Below are 25,957 nucleotides of genomic sequence, written 5' to 3' on the forward strand. Positions count from 1 at the left end.
AGCACAGATGACAGCAGTAGCAATATTACTATACAACATTCTTTTTTCTCAGGCAGAAGAATTGTATGGCCTAATATATTTTCACTACAGTGAGAATATCGGGTCAGCTGGCATCACGCCACGCAGGGAATTGCACAGAATAAGCGCCTCGGCATCGCGTACATCATCGATACACAGATGCGCTTCGCTGGCCTGCCACTGCGGATCGTCGAGCAAGACAGCGCGCATGATGCCTGGCAAGACACCGTCGCTGAGCGGCGGAGTCAACCATTTGCCATTTTTCCGGACGAACACATTACTGCGCCCGCCCTCGGTCAAATGCCCGTGCTGATTGAAAAACAGCATATCGAATGCGCCTTGCTGCTCGGCGGCCTTCCAGGCCTGGTCGTATGTTTGGCGTACCGTCGTTTTATGGCGCAAAAACAGATCGTTGCTATGTGTGGAAGTGCTTGCCAGCAGTACCTTCACACGCGCTGGCAACGACAGTAGCGCAGCGCTCTGTATCGCTACCTGACCATCAGCCTGAAGTGCCAGACGCAGGCGGTGAGCGCCTTGTGGCGGCAAATCGGCCTGAAAGGCGCATAAAGACTGCGTGATTGCATCTTCATCAAACCTGAAACCCAGATAATTTGCCGACTGCCGCAGGCGTTGCAGATGCCGCGCCAAATGGCGACAGCCTTCGGCGTGAGTGGCGTACATGGTTTCAAACAGGTCGAATTCAGGTGCCAATCCACTCAGGAATCTGGCTTTTAACTGGCACTCTGCAAATTCGTCTCTGGCTACGCTGTCATGCACGATGCCGGCACCGACACCCATGACGGCAGGCCGCACAAACAAATTATCTGATGCGGGTAAATGCAAGGTGCGTATCGGTACCGACAGGCAAAAATCGCCAAGAGTATGCGTCGCTTGCGGTGGGTCGAACCAGCCTATGGCACCGGTATATAGGCCGCGCGGCGCCGTCTCCAGCTCACGCACGATCTGCATGGTTCTGCGCTTTGGTGCGCCGGTGATAGAGCCGCAGGGATACAGAGCCGATAAGACGGCATCGAGTCCGGTACCTTCGCGTAACTCCGCTTCAATACTGGACGTCATTTGCAAAACACTGGAAAAACGTCTGACCTCGAATAAAGCGGGCACCTTGACCGACCCTGGCACCGCAATACGCCCGAGATCATTGCGCAGTAAATCGACGATCATCAGATTCTCGGCACGATTTTTTACGTCCGCCGCCAGCGCCTTTGCCAATGCGGCATCCTGCGTCTCATCGCCAGTCGCAGCAGCCGTGCCCTTCATCGGCTTAGCATACAAATGTCCGGCCTGATGACGGACAAATAACTCCGGCGAGAGTGACAATATTGCCTCGCCATCAGGCAGGCAAATCAAAGCACCATATGGCACAGGCTGACGCTGGCGCAAGCGGCGATACAGATTCAGGGGCGAGCCATACACATCAAAATGCAGACGATAGGTGTAATTCACCTGATAAGTGTCTCCGGCTGCAATGTAGGCACGCACCTGATCGATGGCTTTGCTGAATTGCGTCTCGTCTACGCTATTGCGCATACCGGCAATACCTGCAACGCTGGCTACCTCAGTGCCTCCGTCCTCCGCCTTGGCCGACGTCTCCAGCAAACAACGAACCTGCGCCTGGCTCACAACCTCACAACGTAAAAATAACAAGACCCTGGATGGTAGCGGCTGATCACTCCACGAATCGATGTCTTGCAAGACAGCTCCTGTCTCATACGACAACAGAGCAACCGCATACTGTCCCTGCTGCAAAGCGACTTCCAGCTCTTGCCACAGCAAATGCCAGGTTACCGCGTCATGGCAGGTCAGCACCCTGATAAGGTCCGTGTATAAACGTGACGAGCTAGATGAACCTGACATCACACCGTCGTCCGGCGACTGTGCATCATCAAGCAAGGCAAAACATGCAGGTAACTTGTGGGGCAAAAAAGACACTGATCATTCCAGACAAACGAAGATGCGCAGGAGTTTACTCGCAGACGCCATTCAGCGCATGAGTGATGCAATTATTTTTATTGCAATAAAAATAACAAAATCTTATACTGACCTCAGTAAGAACAACACCGCTAACACTTATTGGTCGATAATGTCGTTCAAAATAACTCAAATAATAGACAAGATAATGCAAACAGCATTCCTCCGATTACCTCTGGCAAAAAAACTACTCCACGACAACCTGACCGCGATCACGATCGTACTGTCGTCCGTGCTAGTGTTGTTTTTGCTGTTTTCGACTTACATGGCGCAAAGAAATCTGCGTGCCGAGACTTTGTATAAAGCGAATGTACTGGCAGCTAATCTCGATGACAATCTGAATATCGAATACCAGAAACAGGCGCGCAAACTGATACTCAATGCAGGTACCGCAAGCAATGTTCTGAGTATCCATGTATTTGACAATAAAGGCGTACCCCAGATCAGCTGGAACCGCATGTCACACTTCGTCAGACCCGATCCTGCTGCGACCATTACGCCTGCCAGCCACGCCCAGACGAGTTTGCAATCGTCTTACCTGGCCGCCACCGTGCCTGTCATGGATGGTGCGGAAGTCATCGGTATGATTCAGATGCATGTGAGTCTGGATTCGATTTATAAAGACTTCTGGTTACATCTGGTCATGGGAATACTGTTGCTGATCGTCAGCACGGTCGCGAGTGTCTACCTGCTGACCGAGCGCCAGGTGCAACGTTTAGCACCGATCATCGAACTATCACGGGTCGCGGAGCAAGTTGCCAACTCGGAGGACTACACGCTGCGTGTGCAGCATCCTGAGAGCAAGCAACTAGGCAGTCTGAGCCAGCATTTTAATAAAATTATGGCGCATATTGAAGTCTGGGAATCCGACATCCAGAGTGAGGCGCATCAACGTCGCGAGGCCGAACAACGTCTGTCGATTCTGGAGAATCACGATAGCCTGACCAAACTGCCGAACCGGCATTTCTTCCATCGTCTGCTGACGAATTGCGTCGAAGACGCAGTTGAATCGAATCAGCTAGCCGCACTGGCATTTATTGACATCGACCATTTTAAGTCGCTGAACGATGCCTATGGCTATGATGCGGGCGACCTCATCATGACCACAATGGCGAATCGTCTGTGCAATGTATTGCGCAATACCGATACACTGTGCCGGGTCGATGGCGATGAATTTGCGGCGATACTGCCGAATATAGGCAGTGTTGAGATGGCGCAAACCTTATCCGAACGTCTGGTGCAGGCTGTACGCGAGCCACTGATTGTACGTGGCAAAAAACTGGTGGTCACTGCCAGCGTCGGTGTGGCCTGCTGCCCTTTGCACGGCAAGGAGCAACGTCTGTTTTTACACAATACGGATCTCGCCTTGAAAGAAGCAAAATTCTCCGGCACGAATACCTGGAAAATCTTTACAGCTCGCGCTGCGAATCTGGGACCGGCTACCCCAGCAACACGCTTAGCTGCACAGTAGCCTGCTCGCCAGGCAAGTGTTTAAAGCCGGTTTTGGCGTAACGGTGCCAGCGCCCCATGATAAAACTCACCAGCAAATTAGCGCGCGGTATAACTTCAGATTCCAGAGCGCTTCCTTGCGTACTGGCGAGGCGCAGTGATTGCTTGAAGGCGAGTTCAATCCGCTCGGCAAATTGATTCATACGTAGCTGCAAGCGCTCGTCTTCATTGACAAGAGCATCGCCAATCAGCACTCGCGTCATACCAGGATTACGCTCGGCAAAATTGAGTAACATCAGCGCAATTGCCTGTGCCTGCAAGATACCGTCCTCTTGTTGCTGACTGATCTGATTGATCAGGCCAAAGACCGATCCCTCGATAAATTCAATCAGTCCTTCGAACATCTGCGCCTTGCTCGCAAAATGCCGGTACAAAGCCGCCTCGGATACATCGAGCCGGGCCGCCAGAGCGGCTGTCGTGATTTTTTCACCTTTGGGATTTTCCAGCATTGCCGCCAGAGTTTGTAAGATTTGTAGCTTACGCTCACCAGGTTTCGTAGTTGCCATATTATTGATTTTTTAGAGGTGCGCTGAACATAAACGATGAACGTGATCGGGTAAATCGAGTACTGATTTTACTTTGACATCGACGCAGGCATACATTTTTTTCTGCGACAAACTGTCGGCTGGCAAGTACGCCGTCACCAACACCGTACGCATCCCGATCTGCCTGGCGGCACGGAGATTACTCACCGTATCCTCAACCAATATACAGTCTCGCGGGTGCACACCTTGTCTCGCCAGTAGTTTTAGCAAATAGGGTACCGAGGGTTTCGGCCGCAATTGCCCATGCACCCGCATGGACTCAATCGGTATATGCGCGGCAAAATGCCGGTGCAAACCCAGGTGCCGCACGACCTCATGTGAATACTGTCGCGGTGCATTCGTGAGCAAAATTTTTCGCCCCGGCAAACGCTCTAACAAGCGCCCCAATCCGCGTTCGGCGCGAATCATATCAGCTAGATGCTCAAAGCGATGTGCTTCGTGTAAAAAATGATCGGCTTTTACGCCATGATGACGCACCAATCCCATCAAGGTCGCACCATAACGTTTCCAGTACAGCTGCCTTGCCGCATTGACAGTATCTGCATCAGCCGGTGTAATGCCATCGCCCAGCAGATCCGCCATAAACACGTTCATGTTGTGCGTGATCGCAGGAAAAATCGCATGGCTGGCATTATGCAAGGTGTTATCAAGATCAAACAACCAGAGCGGGGAACGTTGCTTCATAGCTTCATAGCTTCATAGCGCCATCAAAGAGAAAAAGGGCGGATAGCCGCCCAGTTTATTGGTTTAATTGACTTACTCAGCCTGAATATTGTCACTACGCGATTACATACCCGCTACGCATACGCATGTTTTTCTGTGCACACAATTTTATGCACGTTTCTATGCAAAATTAGTGGCTGCGTATCATCGTACCAAATGCCTGCTCGGTCAGCACTTCGAGCAGCAGGGAATGTTCGATCCGGCCGTCGATAATATGCACCGTATTCACGCCAGATTTCGCCGCATCCAGTGCAGAGGAAATTTTTGGCAACATCCCGCCAGAAATAGTACCGTCAGCAAACATCTCGTCAATTTCACGTGCCGACAAATCCGTCACCAGATTGCCTTGCTTGTCTTGTACCCCGGCGATATTGGTCATCATGATCAGCTTCTCCGCCTTCAGGATTTCTGCAATTTTTCCTGCGACGACGTCGGCATTGATATTGTATGCCTGACCGTCTACACCAAAGCCGATAGGTGAAATAATAGGAATAAATGCATCATCCTGCAACGCCTTCACGACAGCCGGATTGATGGCGTCGATCTCACCGACAAAGCCGATATCCAGGAACTGGCCCGGCTTTTCCCTATCCGCCATCATCATTTTCTTGGCACGGATCAAGCCACCGTCTTTACCCGTCAAGCCAACTGCCTGACCGCCGTAGTGATTGATCAGCATGACGATGTCTTGCTGCACTTCACCACCGAGTACCCACTCCACGACCTCCATAGTTTCTTCATCGGTGATACGCATACCCTGGACAAAGGTACCCTGCTTACCCATTTTTTTGAGTGCATTATCAATTTGCGGACCACCGCCATGGACGACAACCGGATTCATCCCGACCAGTTTGAGCAAAATCACATCACGCGCAAAACCATGTTTCAGGCGCTCTTCTGTCATGGCATTGCCACCGTATTTGACGACGATGGTTTTCCCGTGGAATTTACGGATATATGGCAAGGCCTCTGCGAGAATTTCTGCTTTGATCTCAGGCGCAACACCTGCCAATTTATCGTCTGTGGACGCTGCTGTGTCGGTTACACTACTCATAATAAAAGTATCCTATATGCATGGAAGTTTCCCGAATTTTACAGGGAAAACTCCCTGCTCAGGCAGCGAGCTGAGGATTTACGCCGTCTCTCTTGTGAATACCACGAATAAATTTAAAAAATGACATCACTATCGTCTCTGCATCAACAACTAGAAGCCATGCGCCCGGTCTTGTTTCGCTTCGCGATGCTGCAACTACGCAATGATTCTCAGGCAGAAGATGCTGTCCAGGAAGCTTTGCTGGCGGTTCTTGAAAAACCAGATAGCTTTGCCGGGCAATCGTCTTTACGTACCTATGTCACGGGTATATTAAAGTACAAGATTATTGACTGCCTGCGCGCTGCAAATAAAGAAATCAGCCTGCAAATAGATGACGATGAGTCCGAAGCCGATTTAATCGACAGTCTCTTTACCAAAAATGGCCATACTCAGGAACCGCCTAAAGCCTGGGGCAATCCTGATGCCAGCCTGGAGCAAAAAGATTTTTTTCGTATACTTGAAGTCTGCCTGGAGAAATTACCTGCTAATACAGCACGGGTATTCATGATGCGCGAATGGCTGGAATTAGAAACCGAAGAAATTTGTAAGGAATTGGCGCTGACCACGTCTAACTTATGGGTGTTGCTCTATCGCGCCAGACTGCGCTTACGTGAATGCCTGGATTTGAACTGGTTTGCGAATAAAACTTAGCACTTATTACAATAAAAACCGATCAATCATGCGATTACTTATTACCTGCAAACAGGCCCATCAGATGGTGTCCGAAGGCTTAGACCGGCATCTCAGCCTGGGAGAGCGTGCGCGTCTGAAAATGCATTTATCTGTCTGCGATGGCTGCACCAATTTTAACGGGCAAATGCAATTACTACGTCGTGCAATGCGCAAGCTGCCGCTGCGGGACGATAGCAACGATCAAGACCGCACATCATGAGCACTTGTCCACGCTGCCAATCCGTGTTCACCTGCGCCATGGCCGACAATACGGGCAAAGACTGCTGGTGTACGGCGATACCCCCAATCGCCTTTGAGAAATTACCCGATGGCAAACTGGATATAGACGCACGCTGCTTCTGCCCTGCGTGTTTGCCAGAGTGGAAAGCGGAGCGTGAAGCGCTGCAAAACCCGATATCCGCAATTCAGTTACCATAGCGTTTTGATGACGTTCTGCACCGTCATCCAGTATCTCAGGCAAAAAGAAAAGAGGAGGACCGGTATTCCTCATCAATTTGCCTGAAACAGACATCATCCCGGACATCCAATATGCCATCTGATCAGAAAACTGAACTTACCCCTGTTAATATCCCCGTCGTTCCCATCTCGCAACGCATCCGCGAACGTATTGTGGCCAGCAAAACGCGCTACCACGCAAACGATAATATCGCCGCGTTTATCCAACCTGGCGAACTGGATCAGTTGCTTGATGAGGTCGAAGAAAAGCTCAAAGGCGTACTGCAAAGTCTGGTCATCGATACCGACAGTGATCACAATACACAAGACACTGGGCGCCGTGTCGCCAAGATGTATCTGAATGAAATTTTTAAAGGCCGGTATGTCAACATGCCACCGGTCACCGAATTCCCGAACGCATCACACCTGAATGAGCTGATGATCATCGGACCGATCACAGTACGCAGTGCCTGCTCGCATCACCTGTGTCCGATCATCGGCAAGGTCTGGATTGGTGTCATGCCGAACGAACACTCGAACCTGATTGGTTTGTCAAAATACGCCCGGATCGCCGAATGGATCATGAGCCGGCCGCAAATTCAAGAAGAAGCGGTAGTACAGCTAGCCGACACCTTGCAAGAAAAAATGCAACCGGATGGTCTTGCCGTTGTGATGGAAGCAGACCATTTCTGTATGCACTGGCGCGGCGTCAAAGACATGGATGCAAAAATGATCAACAGCGTCATGCACGGATCTTTTTTAAAGGATCCGAATTTGCGCCGTGAATTTCTATCCCTGATCAAGCGTTGACCGGTAGCGCAATACCGACAATCTGTCTTTCCCAATACGCTCATACCAACTTAAAAGAGAACATCATGTTAGTCCGACTTTTATATGCCAGCCGTGCCGTCGATAACCAGATGTGCGACATGATTCAAGGCATCATGCAACAGTCGCGCACGCACAATCCGGCCAATGGCATTACCGGCATTTTATGTCACAGCGATCAGGTATTTATGCAAGTATTAGAAGGTGGACGTGAAGCTGTCAATACCCTGTACGGGCATATATTGCGCGACCCGCGCCATACCGATGTGACGCTGCTGCATTACGAAGAAATCAATGAACGCCGCTACGCAGGCTGGACCATGGGACAGGCGAATCTGGGGAAAATTAATCCATCGATTTTATTGAAGTATTCGGCTTTGCCAGAACTCCATCCTCATCGTATGTCAGGGAAAAATTCTCTGGCCCTGATTGACGATCTGATGGCAACCGCAGCAATCGTCGGCCGCACTTAGACACCATGTAGTACCGGCCGAACCCGTTATGTAGCGGAATACACAGAGTAACTTGCGGCGACTTTATCCGGAATCGGAGCATCAATCGCCGCACAGATGCAGCGCAGTATGTCGGCGGAATCGATACTCAATTGTTCACCCGCGGCAGCAAGCAACAAGCGTATCAGGAATGGTTTAGCCAGCGGTGCCAGCTGATTTAATTTATCCAGCGCTTGTTTGACTTCAAAATAATCCGGGATTTCTGCCGCCACACTCGGTACATTCGCCGCATTCGCTGCATCTGCCATACCGACCGTCGCACTAGCCTTCATCATCTGCATATCACTGGCACCCAGCCCCAGCTCCGGCATGCTACTCGCGGCGCGCAGGAAGATATCTCTGGCGGCAAAATCAGCAGCATGTTGACCTGAGACAGTTTGAGCCACCAGTGACAATAACAAAGCCGCTTCTTTCTTTAGCTGAGTCAGTTGCGTGTAGCGTATCGGTACAGCACGTCCTGCCATTGGACCAAGCCTGCGCTCAAGTACCGTCTGCAACACAAACTCTGCCTGTGTCATTTTCTGGTCGGCAGCAATCAGCTTGTGTACGTTGGATAAGACTACGCCCCTTTGCTCGGGCGATAACAATTTCAAAGCAGGCATCGCCAGATCAAGCAAAGGTAAGCGGACACTGCGAGGCAGACGCTCTACATGATCGAACAACATCGTGGCCAGCGCACATTGCGACTGCGCTGATTGCTGCAATAGCTGTATCTGCGCGGCATAGCCCTGAGCTTCGCTACGATCAAGCAACAAAGCGTAGACCAATGCAGCAGCCCCCACCGGCTCACGTAAGTTGCTCAGTAACTCCGCAGGTAAGCCTGGTTGGAGCTGAGATTGAGGCTGAGGTTGGGATTGACTATGATGACCAAAAGTGATGCCTGCGCCGGCCGTATCTGCACTGAGATGAGTTGCCTCAGCGGCTCTGGCAGCCTGTGCGGATAAGACATTGCGCGCACCGAAGCCATACATGCCCTCAGGCAAACCCGTATGTGAATCCGCTTCGACAATTTCGCTTGCATCCAGAAATTCAACACTCTTGCCGTACACCCGACGCAAGCGCTCTTGCAAAGGCGGATGCGTCGCAAATAATCCATCCAGCAGATTCGGTCTGGCAGCTCCCAGGAACATGTGTGAAAACTGTTCTGCATGCGGATTGTCGATACGCGAGCCGCAATCATTCGTACGCGTCAGTCCGCCAATTTTACGCAACGCACCGCCGATGCCATCCGGGTTACGCGTGAACTGTACAGCGCTCGCATCAGCCAAAAATTCCCGTTGACGCGATACCGCTGATTTGATCAGCCGTCCGAAAAATATTCCTACATAACCGACCACAAACAAGACGCCGCCAACGACCAGAAGAATCATTTGTGCCGATGGTCCTTTTTCGTCACGGCTACGCGATGAACCAAAACGCGCCCCCCAGTACATCAGCTCCTGGCCAAACGTTGCAATCATCTGTATGCCGAACAAAACACCGATCAGCTTGATGTTCATGCGCATATCGCCGTTCAGGATATGACTGAATTCATGTCCGATCACGCCTTGCAACTCATCACGGCTAAGCCGTGACAAGGTGCCTCGCGTCACGGCGACTACAGCCTCATTCTGATGATAGCCTGCCGCAAATGCATTGATCGCATCCTCATGATCCATGATGTAGACGCGGGGACAGGCGATACCGGATGCCAGCGCCATTTCCTCGACGATATTCAACAGGCGGCGCTCTTGCAGATCCTGGGATGATGGCATCACCAGACGTCCGCCAGCCATCTCGGCAACCGCATCGCCACCATCACGCAGACGGAACATTTCAAATAAAGTGCCGCCGCCGATAAACAATAAAGTGAGGCCGGTATTTAAAAAGAAAAATCCACGGGGGTAATGATGCAGTCCGGCGAAACGCTGACCGCTGGACCAGATCCAGACCAGTGCAAGGCTGAAGTTGACTGCCAGCACAATAGCAATCACCGCCAGAAAAAACAAAAATAATAGTTTTTTGCTTTGGCGGTGAGCCTGGTCTTGTTGCTCGAAAAAATCCATGCGGATTCAGGCAGCTAAGGAGAAATGGATCGCAATCAGAACGATACCTTCACTGCTTTACGTTCTTCCGCTGATTCGGTTGCCTGCAATAATTCGCCTGGTTTAAAACCGAACATATTGGCAATCACCGAACCCGGGAACTGCTCTATCGACGTGTTGTATTGCATCACGCTGTCGTTGTAGGCCTGACGTGAAAAGGCAATTTTGTTCTCGGTGCCGGTCAGCTCTTCTGTCAGCTGCATCATGTTCTGATTGGCTTTCAGATCAGGATAAGCTTCCGACAAGGCAAACATTTTTCCCAGGGATGCCGTCAGCGTACCCTCGGCTGCCGCCAGTTGCTGTACCGCCGCGGCATCAGAAGGATCGCTCACGGCTTTGGTATTGGCGGTCACCGCCTGATTGCGTGCAGCGATTACCGCCTCTAAAGTCTCACGCTCATGTTTCATATAACCTTTTGCGGTCTCGACCAGATTAGGGATCAGGTCATAGCGGCGCTTGAGCTGCACGTCAATTTGCGCAAAAGAATTTTTAAAACGATTACGTAAACTCACCAGACGGTTGTATGCACCGACTGCCCAGAACGCGAAGACTGCAATAATGACGATTAAAACGATGAGTGCTGACATATATTCCCCTGATAAAAAAGAGAGGCTGAATGATCAGCCTCGTACTTACTATTACAGATAATTTATTGCACTGGTTCTTGTTTCTTCGGTGCTGCCTGCATTTCTTTTAATTCGGCTTCGGTGATGTATTCAAATACCTTAACGACTTTGCGTACCCCATTCACACCACGGGCAACCTCACCCGCCAGATTGCCCTCACGCTGAGTAACGCGTCCCATCAGGTAGACAGTACCTGCCTCAGTCACGACTTTAAATGCACTCGCGTACAAATCTTTCGTGTCGACAAATGAGGCTTTGACCTTGGTCGTAATTAAAGCATCGCTGGAACGTGCTGAATAATTCGACAATCCGGCAATCTGCAATTCATTTTGTACCGCCTGTACGCCTTCGATCGCCCGCATCTCACGCTCAGCATTGTCTCTCGTCTGTTCGTCAGCCACTTCGCCGGTCAGTAAAGCGCGGCGGTTAAAACTGCTGACATTGATATGCGCAGCATCGCCAAAAGTGCGCGACATGCGGATCTCGCCTTTAAGCGTGATCGATTTATCTTCGGTCTGTGCGCCGAAAGTACGCCGGTCCGTCGCGGCAAACGTGCCGACAACGGCGCTGCCCACCATCATTTCTACGCAGCCCTGCAAACTTACGGCCGCGGCACAGCACAGGCTAATCGCCAGTAACGGTCGCGCTGATTTCTGGAATAAATTTTTAATCATCTGCATCACCTCCGAATAAAGCGGCATCGATGCCGTCACACAAACAATGTATGGTTAATAAATGGACTTCTTGTATCCTGGCAGTGCGGTCATGCGGTACACAGATATGGACATCCGCATCGGTTAAAATTTCACCGATCTGCCCACCGCCTTTACCCGTCAGCGCAATCACGCGCATATCTCGCTCAATGGCAGCATTGACGGCATTGACGATGCTGGCGGAATTGCCCGACGTCGACAAAGCCAGCAAAATATCGCCTGCCTGGCCGAAAGCTTGCACCTGCTTGGAAAATACTTCCTGAAAACTATAGTCATTCGCGACCGCCGTCAGGATAGATGTATCTGTCGTCAATGCCAGCGCTGGCAGAGGCAAGCGCTCACGTTCAAACCGCCCGACCAGTTCAGCCGCAAAATGCTGGCAATCTGCAGCGGAACCACCATTACCGCAGGCCAGTATCTTGTTACCGTTAGACAGCGCGGAGAACATTAGTTCCACTGCTTGTTCAATAGGACGAGCCAGAACACTGGCCGCTTGGATTTTGAGTTCGGCACTCTCTTGGAAGTGCGCAAGGATGCGTTGATTTGTCATGGTGCGCTGATTATAAAGCAGGTTATCCCTTTTCTAAATCATTCGTGTCACTACCCTGCGACCACGACCTTCTCTATGCTATGCCAGAACACCGCCTCTCGCATCGCGCCTGGGCGTAAATGATGCAAAAACGAAAAGCGGTTTATTCTCATTCAGGTGGAAACTTCTAAAAACTTTTAATCGACATTTCAGGGAACCGCTCTCCTGCCACTCCCGCCTTTTCGCTTTGTCTCTGTGTTTCTGTGTTTCTGTGTCTCTGTGGTGAGAGGTCTTAGTTTTTGCGTAAGTCCTGCAGGGATGATTTTTCAATTGAGAGGTTTTTTAACATTCCCAGAAGCAATCCGCAGGCTGGATGCGGCTTATAGAGGCATTTCATGTCAAAAGGCGCGCCTGGATTGCGGATACGGTTTTGGAAGTGGCTATTGATACCGCAATACTATGCGTGCTCTCTGAGAAAGCGTCAGGCAACGATCACATTCTTTAGCCAGTTGATCTGCCCATCATCAATCGCAATCAGATCAAAGCGGCAAGCGGGCTCCGTCGATTGTTGTTGCAAATAAACTTGTGCGGCATGTGTCATGCGGCGTTGTTTGGCTGGCGTAACGCTGGCAAGCGCACCGCCGAATTGTTGACTGCTCCGGGCTCTGACCTCGACAAACACCAGCGTTGCACGATCCAGCATGATGAGATCAATCTCTCCGCCTTTACATGAAAAACTTCTTTGCACCAGGCTCAATCCTTGATGAAGCAAATAAGTAAGTGCCTGCTGCTCTCCTTCATCCCCTGTTCTCTGGCGACTGGTTCTGACTGATGCCAGCCGCTTTGATAACCAACTCTGCTCCGCCATTGTCGTACAATCCTTATTTGATCAAACTGAAGTGAACTCGCATGCATCCATCCGAACCGTATCTGCTCACCAACTCGCCCGTCATGGATGCGGTCGCTCACCAGACTTATCCTGTCGGCACATTATATGTAGTTGCCACACCGATAGGAAATGTCTGTGATATTTCGCTCAGAGCCCTGCATTTGCTGGGACTGGCAGATGCTATTGCCTGCGAAGATACGCGCAATACCGCTCAATTACTAAGTCGCTACGGTATCAACAAACCTTTGATCGCGGCGCATCAGCACAATGAACGCGAGGTCGCTGAAAAAATACTGGGCCGTCTGCAAGCAGGTGAACGTATTGCTCTCGTCTCGGATGCAGGGACGCCCGGCGTGTCGGATCCGGGAGCAAAGATTGTGGATCTGGTACGCACGAACGGCATGCAAGTCATGCCTTTGCCTGGCGCCTCTGCCGCGATCAGCGCCCTGTCTGCCAGTGGCCTGATCAATGACCAGTTCTATTTTGTCGGCTTTTTGCCCGCGAAAGCAGGACAGCGCGAAACCAGCTTACGTCATTTACTCAATGTGCCTGCCACACTGATTTTTTACGAAGCACCACACCGGATTACCGACACAGTGCATGCTTTGCAAGCCGTATTTCAGGCAGACCGGAAAATCGTGTTCGCACGTGAATTGACTAAATTATTTGAAGAGATACATCGCTGCCCTCTGGCACAGGCAGCCGGGTGGCTGAGCGCCGATCCGCATCGTGAAAAAGGGGAATACGTTATTTTGCTGGAAGCCGCACCGCTTGCGAAGGATGATGAACAGCTCGAAGCGCGCCATATACTGAGCATCTTGCTTGAAGAATGCTCAGTGAAGCAGGCTGCCTCGTTAGCCGCCAGAATTACCGGCCAAAAGAAAAATGCTCTGTATCAGATGGCGCTGGAAATGAAACAGGCTGACGAAAGCCAGGATGACTAAGACACCCAACTCTAAGGTAGTGAATGGTAGATTCGTTGAATAAATTAACAAATTCAGCCCGATACTGCGTCACATTGATGATGCAACGAACTAGCATTTATCTACACTAGCGTTGCACCACAATCGGCTTAGCGATCCCTAAATCGGCAGTTTGCACGATCGCCGCAGATGCTTCCGACCGGCTGGAAAAAGGACCGCTGACCAGCCGGTATAAACTTCCCTGCTGCACGATATCGAAGCCTGGCAAACGGCTCTCAGCCTGCGTCTTCAGCCTGGACATGACGGCTTCGGCATTCGCCCGTATCGCAAACGCACCGAACTGAATATAAAATCCGGCAACCGCACCAGCACTAGTACCGGCGCCAGTATCGGTTGTGGCGTTGAGTAATGGCGCTTTAGAAGATGTCATTGCCTCCTTGCTTGCGGCAAACTGCTCAACAGGCTTGGTACTTTGCTGAGCTAACAATTCTTCCATACTAATTTGCTTTGTAGTCGGCTCACTCATGGCACCGGGCACTTGTACCGTCGATGCCAAGGTCGATGCCGGGGCTGTTTTCGCCGCGAGTACCGGCACCTGATTTTTGCGATTTTCCGCCATGCGCTCTATGTCTTCAGGCAATAAACGCTCAACTTCCAGCTGACTGCTGCCCTTACCTAAGTAATCGAGTTTCAGTGCTGCGGTATAAGATAAATCGATGATACGGCTGGCATGAAATGGCCCGCGGTCATTGATCCTGACGATGATCTGCTTACCATTCGCCAGATTGGTGACACGTGCATACGACGGAATCGGCAATACCGGATGCGCTGCCGTTATTTTGTACATGTCATACAGTTCGCCGGACGAGGTTTTTTGCCCGTGAAATTTTTTGCCGTACCAGCTACCGACACCGCGCTGCACGAACGGTGTCGCGGTATCGGTTAAAGGTGTGTAGGTCTTGCCAAAAACAACGTAGGGCTTGTTACCTGAGCGGGAAAATGCTTCCACAGCCGGAATCGGCTCAACAGTATTTTCCAATCCTTCGGGTGGATTATCGCCGGGGCCGTCGTCTTTGTAATAGGCACCTTTACCGGAATTGGCTTTGGGAAGCTGAGGCACGGCCGATGTATTGCCGGCGGGCTTACCCGGGACTTGCGCAGATGGACGCGGCTCATTCACAGCGGCTTGCTTAGGAGCACTGCCACATGCGGTCAGCAACATCGCAATGATCAGCAGATATCCGTTGGGCGCACGCTGAAAGCCGCTATCCATCATGTCTGCACCAGTTTGCGGTTTCTTTGTATGCTCATCAGAATACCTGCGCCCATACCCAACGTCATCAGCGCGGTACCGCCGTAACTCATGAATGGTAAAGGCACACCGACAACGGGCAAAATACCGCTGACCATGCCCATGTTGACGAAAGCATAGGTAAAGAAAATCATCGTCACTGCTCCCGCCATCAGACGCGCAAACAAAGTCGGCGCATTTGCGGCAATCATCAGGCCGCGGATAATCAGCAAGAAATACAGCACGACCAATACGCAATTACCGATGAACCCAAATTCCTCAGAGAACACCGCAAAAATAAAATCCGTCGTTCTTTCCGGAATAAATTCCAGATGCGCCTGGGTACCTTTAAGCCAGCCCTTGCCCGTCGCGCCACCAGAACCAACGGCGATCGTCGCCTGAATAATGTGAAAACCCTTACCCAGCGGATCACGGCTGGGATCGAGCATCGTCAGGACACGGTCACGCTGGTAGTCATGCAATAAATAAGGCCAGATCACTGTAGGCACAGTCACTGCAGCAAACACGGCAATAGAGATCAGAATTTTCCATGACAATCCCGCCAGAAAAATAACTGCAAAACCAGCGGCGACCACGAGTAAGGCGGTTCCCAGATCCGGTTGCTTGGCAATCAGGCCCACCGGTATCGCCAAAATCACGGTCGCGATCACAAAGTCCTGCATGCGCAGTGCACCTTCACGCTTTTGAAAATACCATGCCAGCATCAAAGGCGCAGCGATCTTCATCATCTCGGACGGCTGCACCGGGGTACCGATGTTGATCCAGCGACGCGCTCCTTTTTTCACCATGCCGAAAGCAGCAACCGCAATCAGCAGGGCGACGCCAAATGTATAAATCGGAATGGCAAACCGCATCAGGGTTTGAGGAGGAATATTGGCAACGATCCACATCGCCACAAAAGAAATCAGAATATTACGTAATTGATCCTCGACCCGCCCCGGAAAATCAATTCCGGCAGAATATAAAGTCACGATACCGATCGACATGATCAAAAAAATGATCATCGCCAGCGCAGGGTCGAACACCAGGAAGCGAGACTTCAGCGACTGCCAGTTAACTCGGTGATTATTCATCGCTTAGTCCTTATTGCCTTGTGTCTGTCCGCCCGGTTGCGGGCCACCTTCTGATTCCGCATCGGCTTTCAGCTCCGACTCAGCACGCGTCGTCAAGGCATCGCCTTTGATAACAGGTGTTTTGTCTTTATCCAGCGGGCGCTTACCAAGCAAATAATAATCAAGCGCTTTGCGGACGATCGGTGCAGCCGCAGCAGAACCGAAGCCGCCATTCTCCACAATCACGGCAATCGCGATTCTCGGTTTATCCAGAGGAGCGAATGCAATAAACAATGAGTGATCGCGCTGACGCTCAGCGGTGCGCTTGGCGTCATACTTTTCACCTTTTTTCAGTCCGACCACTTGCGCGGTACCCGTCTTGCCACCCGCCTGATAGGTGGCATCATGAAACACCGTATAACCAGTGCCGCTAGGATCTGTCATGACGCCCGCCATAGCCTTTTTGATGACATCAATATTTTCCTGCTTCAAAGGAATGCGGGCACTTTCTTTGGCGACGGTCAGCGTTCTGGCATGCGACTGCGGATCCTCGGTCATCTTCACCAGATGCGGCTTCATCACGACACCATCATTCGCCAGAGTTGCCATCGCATGCGCCAGTTGCAAAGGTGTAAAGGTGTTGTAGCCCTGGCCGATTCCCAGAGAAATTGTCTCACCGGCATACCATTTTTGCTGTGCTGGTTTTTTATACACCGCTCGCTTCCAGCTTGTCGATGGCAGCACACCTTGTTTCTCATGCTCCAGATCGATCCCGGTCTTTTGTCCGAAACCAAACGGCGCCATAAAATCGTGGATCGCATCCACACCGAGATCGTTCGCCAAAATATAGTAATAGGGATCGCAGGAGGCCACGATGGAGCGATACATATCGACGTAACCGTGACCGCCGGGTTTATCATCATTAAAGCGATGACCACCAAACATGAAATAGCCGATGTCGTTAATACCTTGGCTTGGCGTACGCTTCCCGAGCTCCAGTGCGGCCAGCGCCATGTAAGGCTTGTAGGTTGATCCCGGCGGATATGCGCCTGTCAGGGGACGATTCAATAAAGGCCGGTCTTCTGAGGTGTTCAGCTCATTCCAGCTTTGCTGATCAATCCCCTCAACAAACAAATTAGGGTCGTAGGTGGGTTTGGAAACGAATGCCAGTACGTCGCCCGTGGCCGGCTCAATCGCAACCAGAGCGCCGCGTCTGTCGCCAAAGGCTTCTTCGATGATTTTTTGCAGTTCGATATCAACCGACAGAATCAGATTTTTGCCCGAGGTCGGAGCAGTCCGCGACAAGGTACGAACTGCACGACCACCGGCCGAGACTTCAACTTCCTCAAAACCGGTCGTGCCATGCAACAGTTTTTCGTAGCTTTTTTCCAGGCCTTCCTTGCCGATGTAGCTGGTACCGTTGTAGTTCGCACCGTCTTCGCTATCGTCGATGATTTCGGCATCTTTTTGGCTGATACGGCCGATGTAACCGATCACATGGGAAGCCACGTCACCCAGAGGATATTGACGGAACAGGCGGGCCTGGATATCGACACCGGGAAAACGGAATCGCTGCGCCGTAAAACGGGCGACCTCTTCATCGGTGAGTTTGGTGCGGATAGGCAGACTCTCAAAACTCTTGGATTCTTCCATGAGCTTACGAAATTGCTTGCGGTGCTTGGGTTGAATGTCGATCAGCATCGCCAGTTCGTCAATGACGATATCCAAATCCCTGGAAATTTTCGATGGCGTAATCTCTAAGGTGTACGCTGAAAAATTCCGGGCCAGAATGGCGCCGTTCCGGTCGAGAATCAAGCCGCGGTTCGGTACCACGGGAACGATGGAAATACGATTTTCATCGGCTTGCAGCGCATACACATCATGTTTGACAATCTGCAGCCAGACGAAGCGGGAGATTAAAGCGATGAAACAAAAAACAGCGAACGCACCGATAAAAAACAGGCGCATCCTGAACAGATATAGTTCACGTTCGGTATTCTTGAGTTCGGTCATATCTGTTTCTATCCAAGAGAGAAGCCTGGATTAAATCTGGATCAAATGGGGCGGGTATCGTCTTTATCGACCGCACGACGCTGCGGTGCTAACAATAACCAGGTAACGACCGGCCATAGCAAAGTTGTGACAAAGCTTTCCGAGAAATACAGAATGCCGGGAAACTGCGCGTCCGGCGCAACCAGCATACGCACCACAACTTGAGTTGCCTGCACAAACAAGAACAACGGCAGCACATGCAAAGACTGCGTCAAAGGATTAAACCAGAGCACCCGCCGGTGTATGGTGATCGCGAAGTAAGACAGCAAAGTGTAGGCCAGCGCATTCTCACCGAGATGAATCGCATCATGTACATCCATCAGCAAGCCCATGGCAAAGGCCACACCGATACCTACCTTGCGGGGCTGATGAATACTCCAGAACACCAGCACCAAAGCAACGAAGTCCGGCACGCCGATCCAGGCGCCCCAAGGTAAAAAATTCAGGAAAAAAGCGCAGACCAGACTCACTGCAATAAAGGTCGAACTCACCGGCAACAAAATATAGTGCGGGCTATTCATTATGGCGTCTCCTTACGAGTGTCCTTGGCGACATCTTTAGCTGCATCCTTAGCGATGTCCTTGCCAGCGTCTTTGCTGTCTTTGACCGGCACGTTCTGTATGTCAGGATTTGCGGGTCTCGGTCCGTCTACAGGTTTTTGCACAATGCCATCCGGTGATTCTATCGCTAATTCTCTCGCGGCATCACGAGTGACTTTACGGTTGATTTTTTCTTTTTTGACGCGGATATCTTCTGTATCAGGACGAGATAAATTATTGGTAGAAACCAGCAGTATCAATAATTGCCGGTTCTTTTCTATCCCCGCAGAAGGTACGCAAATAATGTTTTCAAATGGCGTTGCCGCCTTATTCTCGACTTGCGCGACTTTAGCGACCGCCAGCCCTGCCGGATAGACACCATCAATACCCGAAGTGACCAGAGCATCACCTTTCTGGATATCTGCATTCGTCGTCATGCGCATGTCTAACTGACCGGGCTGACCACGGCCATACACCACGCTGCGCAAGCCATTGCGGGCAATCTGCACCGGAATCGCCTGATTTTTATCAGTCAGTAAAGTGACTTCAGCCGTCATCGGAAAAACCCGCGTGATCTGTCCAACGACACCGAGATCATCAATCACCGGCTGACTCAGCGCCACACCATGCTGAATACCGCGATCGACAATGATCTTGCGGGTAAAGGGATCGCGTGCATCGTAAATGATTTCACTGAGGATGGATTTGACTGGCAGGCGTTCACGGACATCCAGCATTTTTCGCAAATGTGCATTCTCGGCGGAGAGCTGTCCGTTTTGCTGCAATGCCTCGGCATTCAAAGTCTGCTGACGCTTAAGCGTCGCATTTTCTTTTTCCAGTGTGGAAGTCGAGGTAAAAAAGTCAGATACCCTGAGCACCGCATCGCGCGGCATGACAGCGACCACCTGAACCGGATACAGCACCGTAGCCAGAACCTGACGTGCAAAAACCAGTGTCTTCAGGCGGGAATCAACGACTAAAAGGAAAATTGCCAGAATCGTGAAGAACACCACTTTGGCGCGGGCAGATGCGCCTTGTTTGAAGAGAGGTGGTGGACTGTATTGCATAAATTAAGCAAAACTTCGGCTAAAAAACTCATCAATATAACAGCAAGGCGAATACTGCCGGTACCACCATTGCGTGCAATTCGCGATGATAGACTGATTGTATTCGCCGTGCCGGAAACTACTTTTTTACTATTTTTTGCTACTTTTTTGACCTGCTAAATCTGCCTGAGCAAATTTTTTCTGGCAGGTTTATTCGTAGGAAAAAATTGAACCCAGTTTGTCCATACGCTCCAGAGCCATGCCTGAGCCGCGAACCACGCATGTCAATGGATCTTCTGCCACGATGACTGGCAAACCGGTCTCTTCCATCAACAGACGATCCAGATCACGCAGCAATGCGCCACCACCCGTGAGCATCATGCCTTTTTCTGCGATGTCGGCACCGAGTTCCGGTGGTGTTTGTTCCAGCGCGTTTTTAACCGCCGATACGATGTTATTCAGAGGATCGGTCAGAGCTTCGAGAATTTCATTACTGGAGATGGTGAATGAACGTGGAATACCTTCGGACAGGTTGCGCCCTTTGACTTCCATTTCTTTCACTTCAGAACCGGGGAATGCAGAGCCGATATTTTTCTTGATCGCTTCAGCAGTCTGCTCACCGATCAACATGCCGTAGTTACGGCGAATATAATTGACAATCGCTTCGTCGAATTTATCGCCACCGACGCGCACAGAGCCTTTGTACACCATGCCGCCCAGGGAAATAATACCGACTTCAGTAGTGCCGCCGCCGATATCCACAACCATGGAACCCGTTGCCTCAGATACCGGCAAACCGGCACCGATCGCCGCTGCCATCGGCTCTTCAATCAGATACACCTGTGATGCACCGGCACCCAGTGCAGATTCACGAATCGCACGGCGCTCTACCTGAGTAGAACCGCAGGGTACGCAGATAATGATACGCGGCGAAGGTTTGAAGAATTTGGTGTCATGCACCATGCGGATGAATTGCTTGAGCATTTGCTCCGTGACGGTGAAATCGGCAATCACGCCGTCTTTCATCGGGCGAATCGCCTCGATATTACCCGGCACTTTGCCCAGCATTTGCTTGGCTTCTTTACCAACGGCCTGAATGGTTTTTTTACCGTTAGGGCCGCCTTCCTGGCGAATCGCCACAACAGAGGGCTCATCCAGCACGATGCCCTGGTTGCGCACATAAATCAGCGTGTTGGCTGTACCTAAGTCAATTGCCAGATCATTAGAAAAATAACTGCGAAAAAAACCAAACATGAAAGAATCCTGTATTTTGTGTTGTTGTCATGCGCAATCCTGTTGCGCGAATCTGTTGTACCCGCTCTTCGCTCGCCAATTAACGACTTATTACTACCGGGCCGGCGTATACTGTGGACGCAAGATCAGGCATTAAGTTGCACATTACCGTAGAGCAAATCATAAGCAAAGAAGCTCTCAAAACCCTCGCAAGCGTTTCAATTCTGGCTGAGAAACATGCGATATCAAAAATCACCGGATACAACAGGCTTCACAAACGCAATATTGTGCTGCGCAGCAGGTTTTCAGAGCTTCAACAGGTATTAACCCTACATTCTACCTTATAATCTGGGGAATAATAGGCTATCTGCAACAGATGCTAAAAACGGCTTTTTTGCCGATGTTGGCGACTTTAGCCAACTTTTAGTCTTGTTGTTTTTAGTTTTATTCCCATTTTGTCATTAGCAGGTTTTTACTTACTTTCTCACACGCGATTTACGCGTTTTTGCCATGTCATTAGACCTATCCGACGTAAAACGTATTGCCAATCTGGCACGACTTGAGCTCTCCGACGCTGAAACTATCACCACTTTAGACAAGCTAAATGGCATTTTCTCCCTGGTTGAACAGTTAAAAGCCGTCGACACCACCGGCATTACTCCATTAAGCCATCCGATTGCGGCGCTGATGCCTGAACTTGCATTGCGCCTGAGAGAAGACGTCGTGAGTGAAGCGAATCACCGTGAGGAATACCAGAAAGTCGCCCCGGCAACGCAAGACGGGCTGTATCTGGTCCCTAAAGTGCTGGAATAAGGCAAAACCCTGCCAGCCGCACTACATACCGACACCCCGATTCACGCATCCAGTACTAACTCGTAACACTTGATCGCTTCGCCAAATAGCCGCCTCAAGGCTATGAAACGAAATGACGTCAGACACCACGGACAGCCGAACATGCATAAGCACTCTCTTACACAACTCTCTGCCCTGCTGCACAGCAAGCAGATTTCCGCTACGGAACTCGCACAACATTATTTACAACGCATACAAGCTAGTGAATTAAACGCATTTTTACACGTCGATCCTGCACTGACTTTGCAACAGGCGGCGGCAGCAGATGCGCGTCTGGCAAAGGGTGATGCGACCGTGCTGACAGGCATTCCGATTGCACATAAAGATATTTTTGTCACGCGCGACTGGCGTTCGACTGCTGGCTCCAAGATGCTGGCAAATTACATCAGCCCGTTTGATGCGACCGTCGTCGAGCATTTCAAGCAGGCGGGCATGGTCACTTTAGGCAAGCTCAATTGTGATGAATTTGCGATGGGCTCCAGTAATGAAAATTCCGCCTTTGGTGCCGTCAAAAACCCGTGGGATCTGCGCGCTGTCCCAGGCGGATCATCAGGTGGATCCGCTGCCGCAATCGCCGCACGCCTGGCACCGGCTGCAACCGCAACCGACACCGGCGGATCGATTCGTCAGCCAGCGTCCTTTTGCGGCGTGACCGGCATCAAGCCAACCTATGGCAGCGTATCTCGCTATGGCATGATCGCTTTTGCTTCCTCCCTGGATCAAGGCGGCCCGATCGCACAGAGCGCAGAAGATTGCGGCTTGCTGCTCAATGCCATGACAGGATTTGATGCAAAAGATTCGACCAGCCTCGAAAGAGCAAAGGAAGATTTCAACCGCGATCTGAATAAAGATCTGAAAGGTCTGCGCATCGGTGTACCACGCGAATTTTTCAGCGAAGGACTCGCCAAAGACGTTGAGCAGGCGGTACGTGCTGCACTCGCTGAGTACGAAAAATTAGGTGCGGTTCTGGTCGATATTTCCCTGCCAAAAACTGAGTTGTCGATCCCTGTGTATTACGTCATTGCACCGGCAGAAGCCTCATCAAATCTGAGTCGCTTTGATGGCGTCCGTTACGGTCACCGTGCAGCAAATTACACAGACTTGAACGACATGTACAAAAAGTCGCGTGCCGAAGGTTTTGGCGATGAAGTCAAACGCCGCATTCTGGTCGGTGCGTACGTGCTGTCACACGGCTACTACGACGCCTACTATTTGCAAGCGCAAAAAATCCGTCGCCTGATCGCTCAGGACTTCCAGGCCGCCTTTGAACAATGTGATGTCATCATGGGTCCTGTTGCTCCGACTGTCGCATGGGATCTGGGCGATAAAACTGACGACCCTGTTGCAAATTATCTGGCCGATATTTTCACCTTATCAACTAGCCTGGCAGGTCTGCCTGGCATGTCGATTCCTTGTGGTTTTGGTCAGGGAGAAAAAAATGCAAAACGTCCTGTTGGTCTGCAATTAATCGGTAATTATTTTGAAGAAGCGAAATTGCTCAACGTTGCACATCAATTTCAGCAGGCGACTGACTGGCATAACAAAACACCGGCATGAAACTAGCTTACGCACTGTCTCTGCTCATGCTAAGCCCGCTTAGTATGGCGCAGCCATCCCCGGACAATCTGGATGCCAAGTTTTCTTGTAATCTGGTACGTCAGGAAGGTGGTGACGGCGAACGTCTGAACTATGCAGATCAAGGCGTGATCCAGTTGCAAGGCAGCGTGATCAAAAACCTGCAATGGGAATCAAGTTTATTCCGCAGTACCAATGGTCACGAATGCAGCATCGATCTCAGCGACGAGCCGCAGGCAGAACAGACAGCCAAAGGCTGGCGTATCAGCCTCAACAATGCCGCAGATGCGCGCAACAAACGTGGGTACGATTTTGAACGCGGACTCAATTGCAGTATTCGCTTAGAGCGCAGCGGCGACGAACTGGCAATCAAACCAAGCTGCCCTGCGCTATGCGGGTCACGCGTCAACTTTACAACGCTGACAGTCAACCTGAAAAATGGTCAATGTCAGTATGATGAATAAAAAATAGATCTCACATCTATTTGGATACGAAGGAAAAGGACACATCATGGAATGGGAAGTCGTCATCGGTTTTGAGACACATGCACAGCTCAAAACACAATCAAAAATTTTCAGCGGCTCCTCGATACAATTTGGCTCTGAGCCAAATACACAAGCTAGTCCGGTCGATCTGGCTCTGCCTGGCGTATTGCCTGTCATGAATAAAGTGGCGGTCGAAAAAGCGATTCAGTTCGGTCTCGCCGTAGGTGCAAAGATCGCACCGGAATCTATTTTTGCCCGCAAAAATTATTTCTATCCGGATCTGCCTAAAGGCTACCAGATCAGTCAGTTTGAGATCCCGGTTGTTCAGGGTGGCACGGTGACTTGCGTCGTCGAAAGAGATGGCAAATCCGAAGTCAAAGTCATTGAACTCACACGCGCTCATCTCGAAGAAGATGCTGGCAAATCGCTGCATGAAGACTACCAGGGCATGACAGGCATTGACCTGAATCGCGCCGGCACACCGCTGTTAGAGATCGTCACAGAGCCTTGCATGCGCAGCGCAGCGGAAGCGGTTGCTTATGCCAAGGCACTGCATTCACTGGTGGTCTGGCTCGACATTTGTGACGGCAATATGCAAGAAGGCTCCTTCCGTTGCGATGCCAACGTCTCCGTGCGTCCGGTCGGACAAAAAGAATTTGGCACACGTGCTGAAATCAAAAATCTGAACTCCTTCCGCTTCCTCGAAGAAGCCATCAATATCGAAGTCCGCCGTCAAATTGAATTGATTGAAGATGGCGGTACCGTCGTGCAAGAAACACGCTTGTACGATCCGGATAAAAAAGAAACGCGCTCCATGCGCAGCAAAGAAGATTCGCAAGATTATCGCTATTTCCCGGATCCGGATTTGCCACCACTGAAGATCGACGCAGCATGGATAGATCGCGTGAAAGCGACGATGCCAGAGTTGCCAACAGCCATGCGCGCACGCTTCATCGAGCAATACGGCATTTCTGAGTACGACGCCATGATCGTCACGCAATCAAAAGCCACTGCTGCTTATTTTGAAGCCGCAATCCAGGCCTCAGGCAGCACAGACAAGGCGCTACAGGCAACGCAGGCCAAGCAAGTCGCGAACTGGATCATGGGCGATGTATCCTCTACCTTAAACCGCGAAGGCATGGATATCAGCGCCATTCCAGTCAGTGCAGCGCAACTGTCCGTGCTATTGCAGCGCATTACAGACGGCACGATTTCTAACAAGATCGCGAAAGAAGTTTTCGCTGCCATGTGGCAAGCGCCATCTGCCGATCCTCAGCTCGCAGATCAGGTCATAGAAGCAAAGGGCTTGAAACAAATTTCCGATGTCGGCGCTTTAGAAAAAATCATCGACGAAGTCATGGCCGCAAATCAGCAATCCGTAGACGAGTATCGTGCCGGCAAAGAAAAAGCATTTAACTCGCTGGTTGGTCAGGCGATGAAAGCCACTAAAGGCAAAGGCAATCCTGCACAAGTGAATGAATTGCTGAAGAAAAAATTAGCGGGCTGATGCATCATTGCCTCCCATAGTCCATAGTCAAAAGGCTTAACGATCATCTCGTTAAGCCTTTTTCTATTCGCGTATCCAGATTACCTTATGCGCCATGTCGCAGTCATAGGTCTTGCTACTAAGACTGCGCAGGAGCTTGCTTGCTCCCCTGCTCCCCCGCATGCGAGAGAGCGTGTTGTAACGACGATGTCGTGG

26 protein-coding genes are annotated in these 25,957 nt (G+C 50.8%); 11 read left to right on the forward strand and 15 right to left on the reverse strand.

Annotated features, from left to right (window positions below):
- Nucleotides 1–84: 84 nt before the first annotated feature.
- Nucleotides 85–1,893 (reverse strand): aminodeoxychorismate synthase component I, encoded by a 1,809-nt coding sequence (gene pabB / locus ACO0K4_RS15065; protein WP_422957495.1) that lies wholly within the window; start codon nt 1,891–1,893, stop codon nt 85–87.
- A gap of 262 nt (nt 1,894–2,155) precedes the next feature.
- Between pabB and ACO0K4_RS15070 the strand changes: the two genes are divergently transcribed.
- The gene (locus ACO0K4_RS15070; protein ID WP_422957455.1) at nt 2,156–3,478 is read left to right on the forward strand and encodes a diguanylate cyclase domain-containing protein; all 1,323 of its coding nucleotides are present in this window, start codon (nt 2,156–2,158) and stop codon (nt 3,476–3,478) included.
- On the opposite strand, the gene slmA is transcribed toward ACO0K4_RS15070, so the two are convergent.
- The 3 genes from slmA to argB form a co-directional block, all read right to left on the reverse strand.
- Entirely contained in the window at nt 3,447–4,022 is a 576-nt protein-coding gene (slmA, locus tag ACO0K4_RS15075) for a nucleoid occlusion factor SlmA (protein ID WP_422957456.1), read from the reverse strand. The genes ACO0K4_RS15070 and slmA overlap by 32 nt on opposite strands.
- A 12-nt stretch (nt 4,023–4,034) precedes the next feature.
- On the reverse strand, nt 4,035–4,745 hold the full coding sequence (locus ACO0K4_RS15080) for a pyrimidine 5'-nucleotidase (RefSeq protein ID WP_422957457.1): 711 nt from the start codon (nt 4,743–4,745) through the stop codon (nt 4,035–4,037).
- Nucleotides 4,746–4,914: 169 nt separating this feature from the next.
- Entirely contained in the window at nt 4,915–5,838 is a 924-nt protein-coding gene (gene argB / locus ACO0K4_RS15085; RefSeq protein WP_422957458.1) for an acetylglutamate kinase, read from the reverse strand.
- Between the two features lie 120 nt (nt 5,839–5,958).
- Here argB and ACO0K4_RS15090 point away from each other — a divergent pair, with 120 nt between their 5' ends.
- The 5 genes from ACO0K4_RS15090 (at nt 5,959) to ACO0K4_RS15110 (ending at nt 8,306) form a co-directional block, all read left to right on the forward strand.
- Nucleotides 5,959–6,528, forward strand: a complete 570-nt coding sequence (locus tag ACO0K4_RS15090; RefSeq protein WP_422957459.1) for a sigma-70 family RNA polymerase sigma factor — start codon at nt 5,959–5,961, stop codon at nt 6,526–6,528.
- A gap of 28 nt (nt 6,529–6,556) precedes the next feature.
- Nucleotides 6,557–6,769, forward strand: coding sequence for a zf-HC2 domain-containing protein (locus ACO0K4_RS15095; protein WP_422957460.1), 213 nt, complete (start codon nt 6,557–6,559; stop codon nt 6,767–6,769).
- The gene (locus tag ACO0K4_RS15100) at nt 6,766–6,987 is read left to right on the forward strand and encodes a cysteine-rich CWC family protein (protein ID WP_422957461.1); all 222 of its coding nucleotides are present in this window, start codon (nt 6,766–6,768) and stop codon (nt 6,985–6,987) included. The genes ACO0K4_RS15095 and ACO0K4_RS15100 overlap by 4 nt, the downstream gene beginning before the upstream one ends.
- A 111-nt stretch (nt 6,988–7,098) precedes the next feature.
- On the forward strand, nt 7,099–7,815 hold the full coding sequence (gene folE / locus ACO0K4_RS15105) for a GTP cyclohydrolase I (protein ID WP_422957462.1): 717 nt from the start codon (nt 7,099–7,101) through the stop codon (nt 7,813–7,815).
- 65 nt (nt 7,816–7,880) lie between these two features.
- Nucleotides 7,881–8,306: a BLUF domain-containing protein gene (locus ACO0K4_RS15110; protein WP_422957463.1), complete on the forward strand. Its 426-nt coding sequence runs from the start codon at nt 7,881–7,883 to the stop codon at nt 8,304–8,306.
- Nucleotides 8,307–8,332: 26 nt separating this feature from the next.
- Here the strand turns inward: ACO0K4_RS15110 and ACO0K4_RS15115 are convergent, their stop codons facing one another.
- The 5 genes from ACO0K4_RS15115 to ACO0K4_RS15135 all read right to left on the reverse strand — a co-directional run bounded on the left by ACO0K4_RS15115 (nt 8,333) and on the right by ACO0K4_RS15135 (nt 13,165).
- Nucleotides 8,333–10,390, reverse strand: a complete 2,058-nt coding sequence (locus ACO0K4_RS15115; protein WP_422957464.1) for a M48 family metallopeptidase — start codon at nt 10,388–10,390, stop codon at nt 8,333–8,335.
- Between the two features lie 35 nt (nt 10,391–10,425).
- Nucleotides 10,426–11,016, reverse strand: coding sequence for a LemA family protein (locus ACO0K4_RS15120; RefSeq protein WP_422957465.1), 591 nt, complete (start codon nt 11,014–11,016; stop codon nt 10,426–10,428).
- Between the two features lie 62 nt (nt 11,017–11,078).
- On the reverse strand, nt 11,079–11,729 hold the full coding sequence (locus ACO0K4_RS15125; protein WP_422957466.1) for a BON domain-containing protein: 651 nt from the start codon (nt 11,727–11,729) through the stop codon (nt 11,079–11,081).
- Complete coding sequence (locus ACO0K4_RS15130) at nt 11,722–12,318, reverse strand: phosphoheptose isomerase (protein WP_422957467.1); 597 nt, start codon at nt 12,316–12,318, stop codon at nt 11,722–11,724. Before ACO0K4_RS15130 ends, ACO0K4_RS15125 begins: the two co-directional genes overlap by 8 nt.
- 460 nt (nt 12,319–12,778) lie before the next feature.
- Nucleotides 12,779–13,165 (reverse strand): YraN family protein, encoded by a 387-nt coding sequence (locus tag ACO0K4_RS15135; protein WP_422957468.1) that lies wholly within the window; start codon nt 13,163–13,165, stop codon nt 12,779–12,781.
- A gap of 41 nt (nt 13,166–13,206) precedes the next feature.
- On the opposite strand from ACO0K4_RS15135, the gene rsmI reads away from it, so the two are divergent.
- Nucleotides 13,207–14,130 (forward strand): 16S rRNA (cytidine(1402)-2'-O)-methyltransferase, encoded by a 924-nt coding sequence (gene rsmI, locus ACO0K4_RS15140; protein WP_422957469.1) that lies wholly within the window; start codon nt 13,207–13,209, stop codon nt 14,128–14,130.
- A 106-nt stretch (nt 14,131–14,236) separates the two neighbouring features.
- On the opposite strand, the gene ACO0K4_RS15145 is transcribed toward rsmI, so the two are convergent.
- From ACO0K4_RS15145 to ACO0K4_RS15170, 6 genes are all read right to left on the reverse strand, one after another.
- Nucleotides 14,237–15,385, reverse strand: coding sequence for a septal ring lytic transglycosylase RlpA family protein (locus tag ACO0K4_RS15145; RefSeq protein WP_422957470.1), 1,149 nt, complete (start codon nt 15,383–15,385; stop codon nt 14,237–14,239).
- A complete protein-coding gene (gene rodA / locus ACO0K4_RS15150; protein WP_422957471.1) occupies nt 15,382–16,494 on the reverse strand; it encodes a rod shape-determining protein RodA in 1,113 nt (370 codons plus the stop codon). The genes ACO0K4_RS15145 and rodA overlap by 4 nt, the downstream gene beginning before the upstream one ends.
- Before the next feature lie 3 nt (nt 16,495–16,497).
- A complete protein-coding gene (gene mrdA / locus ACO0K4_RS15155) occupies nt 16,498–18,486 on the reverse strand; it encodes a penicillin-binding protein 2 (protein ID WP_422957472.1) in 1,989 nt (662 codons plus the stop codon).
- Nucleotides 18,487–18,527: 41 nt separating this feature from the next.
- A complete protein-coding gene (gene mreD / locus ACO0K4_RS15160; RefSeq protein WP_422957473.1) occupies nt 18,528–19,046 on the reverse strand; it encodes a rod shape-determining protein MreD in 519 nt (172 codons plus the stop codon).
- The gene (mreC, locus tag ACO0K4_RS15165) at nt 19,046–20,131 is read right to left on the reverse strand and encodes a rod shape-determining protein MreC (RefSeq protein WP_422957474.1); all 1,086 of its coding nucleotides are present in this window, start codon (nt 20,129–20,131) and stop codon (nt 19,046–19,048) included. The genes mreD and mreC overlap by 1 nt, the downstream gene beginning before the upstream one ends.
- Nucleotides 20,132–20,320: 189 nt before the next feature.
- Entirely contained in the window at nt 20,321–21,364 is a 1,044-nt protein-coding gene (locus ACO0K4_RS15170) for a rod shape-determining protein (protein ID WP_262837957.1), read from the reverse strand.
- Between the two features lie 489 nt (nt 21,365–21,853).
- On the opposite strand from ACO0K4_RS15170, the gene gatC reads away from it, so the two are divergent.
- From gatC to gatB, 4 genes are all read left to right on the forward strand, one after another.
- Nucleotides 21,854–22,156, forward strand: coding sequence for an Asp-tRNA(Asn)/Glu-tRNA(Gln) amidotransferase subunit GatC (gene gatC / locus ACO0K4_RS15175; protein ID WP_422957475.1), 303 nt, complete (start codon nt 21,854–21,856; stop codon nt 22,154–22,156).
- Between the two features lie 141 nt (nt 22,157–22,297).
- Nucleotides 22,298–23,752 carry an Asp-tRNA(Asn)/Glu-tRNA(Gln) amidotransferase subunit GatA gene (gatA, locus tag ACO0K4_RS15180; RefSeq protein ID WP_422957476.1) on the forward strand — a complete coding sequence of 485 codons (1,455 nt, stop codon included), beginning with the start codon at nt 22,298–22,300 and terminating at the stop codon, nt 23,750–23,752.
- Complete coding sequence (locus ACO0K4_RS15185) at nt 23,749–24,234, forward strand: hypothetical protein (protein ID WP_422957477.1); 486 nt, start codon at nt 23,749–23,751, stop codon at nt 24,232–24,234. The genes gatA and ACO0K4_RS15185 overlap by 4 nt, the downstream gene beginning before the upstream one ends.
- 46 nt (nt 24,235–24,280) lie before the next feature.
- Nucleotides 24,281–25,762 (forward strand): Asp-tRNA(Asn)/Glu-tRNA(Gln) amidotransferase subunit GatB, encoded by a 1,482-nt coding sequence (gatB, locus tag ACO0K4_RS15190; protein WP_422957478.1) that lies wholly within the window; start codon nt 24,281–24,283, stop codon nt 25,760–25,762.
- Nucleotides 25,763–25,957: the final 195 nt, after the last annotated feature.

Origin of the sequence: Undibacterium sp. RuTC16W (genome assembly GCF_049339445.1) — a bacterium.
GTDB lineage: Bacteria > Pseudomonadota > Gammaproteobacteria > Burkholderiales > Burkholderiaceae_D > Undibacterium.

Coding starts and splice junctions, on each gene's coding strand:
- ACO0K4_RS15100 (WP_422957461.1), top strand. CDS start 6,766: ATGAGCACTTGTCCACGCTGCCAATCCGTGTTCACCTGCGCCATGGCC.
- ACO0K4_RS15095 (WP_422957460.1), top strand. CDS start 6,557: ATGCGATTACTTATTACCTGCAAACAGGCCCATCAGATGGTGTCCGAA.
- ACO0K4_RS15090 (WP_422957459.1), top strand. CDS start 5,959: ATGACATCACTATCGTCTCTGCATCAACAACTAGAAGCCATGCGCCCG.
- gatC (WP_422957475.1), top strand. CDS start 21,854: ATGTCATTAGACCTATCCGACGTAAAACGTATTGCCAATCTGGCACGA.
- ACO0K4_RS15130 (WP_422957467.1), bottom strand. CDS start 12,318: ATGACAAATCAACGCATCCTTGCGCACTTCCAAGAGAGTGCCGAACTC.
- gatB (WP_422957478.1), top strand. CDS start 24,281: ATGGAATGGGAAGTCGTCATCGGTTTTGAGACACATGCACAGCTCAAA.
- slmA (WP_422957456.1), bottom strand. CDS start 4,022: ATGGCAACTACGAAACCTGGTGAGCGTAAGCTACAAATCTTACAAACT.
- gatA (WP_422957476.1), top strand. CDS start 22,298: ATGCATAAGCACTCTCTTACACAACTCTCTGCCCTGCTGCACAGCAAG.
- ACO0K4_RS15080 (WP_422957457.1), bottom strand. CDS start 4,745: ATGAAGCAACGTTCCCCGCTCTGGTTGTTTGATCTTGATAACACCTTG.
- ACO0K4_RS15110 (WP_422957463.1), top strand. CDS start 7,881: ATGTTAGTCCGACTTTTATATGCCAGCCGTGCCGTCGATAACCAGATG.
- mrdA (WP_422957472.1), bottom strand. CDS start 18,486: ATGACCGAACTCAAGAATACCGAACGTGAACTATATCTGTTCAGGATG.
- ACO0K4_RS15170 (WP_262837957.1), bottom strand. CDS start 21,364: ATGTTTGGTTTTTTTCGCAGTTATTTTTCTAATGATCTGGCAATTGAC.
- ACO0K4_RS15120 (WP_422957465.1), bottom strand. CDS start 11,016: ATGTCAGCACTCATCGTTTTAATCGTCATTATTGCAGTCTTCGCGTTC.
- folE (WP_422957462.1), top strand. CDS start 7,099: ATGCCATCTGATCAGAAAACTGAACTTACCCCTGTTAATATCCCCGTC.
- ACO0K4_RS15125 (WP_422957466.1), bottom strand. CDS start 11,729: ATGATTAAAAATTTATTCCAGAAATCAGCGCGACCGTTACTGGCGATT.
- ACO0K4_RS15070 (WP_422957455.1), top strand. CDS start 2,156: ATGCAAACAGCATTCCTCCGATTACCTCTGGCAAAAAAACTACTCCAC.
- pabB (WP_422957495.1), bottom strand. CDS start 1,893: ATGTCAGGTTCATCTAGCTCGTCACGTTTATACACGGACCTTATCAGG.
- ACO0K4_RS15135 (WP_422957468.1), bottom strand. CDS start 13,165: ATGGCGGAGCAGAGTTGGTTATCAAAGCGGCTGGCATCAGTCAGAACC.
- mreC (WP_422957474.1), bottom strand. CDS start 20,131: ATGCAATACAGTCCACCACCTCTCTTCAAACAAGGCGCATCTGCCCGC.
- rodA (WP_422957471.1), bottom strand. CDS start 16,494: ATGAATAATCACCGAGTTAACTGGCAGTCGCTGAAGTCTCGCTTCCTG.
- argB (WP_422957458.1), bottom strand. CDS start 5,838: ATGAGTAGTGTAACCGACACAGCAGCGTCCACAGACGATAAATTGGCA.
- ACO0K4_RS15115 (WP_422957464.1), bottom strand. CDS start 10,390: ATGGATTTTTTCGAGCAACAAGACCAGGCTCACCGCCAAAGCAAAAAA.
- ACO0K4_RS15185 (WP_422957477.1), top strand. CDS start 23,749: ATGAAACTAGCTTACGCACTGTCTCTGCTCATGCTAAGCCCGCTTAGT.
- mreD (WP_422957473.1), bottom strand. CDS start 19,046: ATGAATAGCCCGCACTATATTTTGTTGCCGGTGAGTTCGACCTTTATT.
- rsmI (WP_422957469.1), top strand. CDS start 13,207: ATGCATCCATCCGAACCGTATCTGCTCACCAACTCGCCCGTCATGGAT.
- ACO0K4_RS15145 (WP_422957470.1), bottom strand. CDS start 15,385: ATGATGGATAGCGGCTTTCAGCGTGCGCCCAACGGATATCTGCTGATC.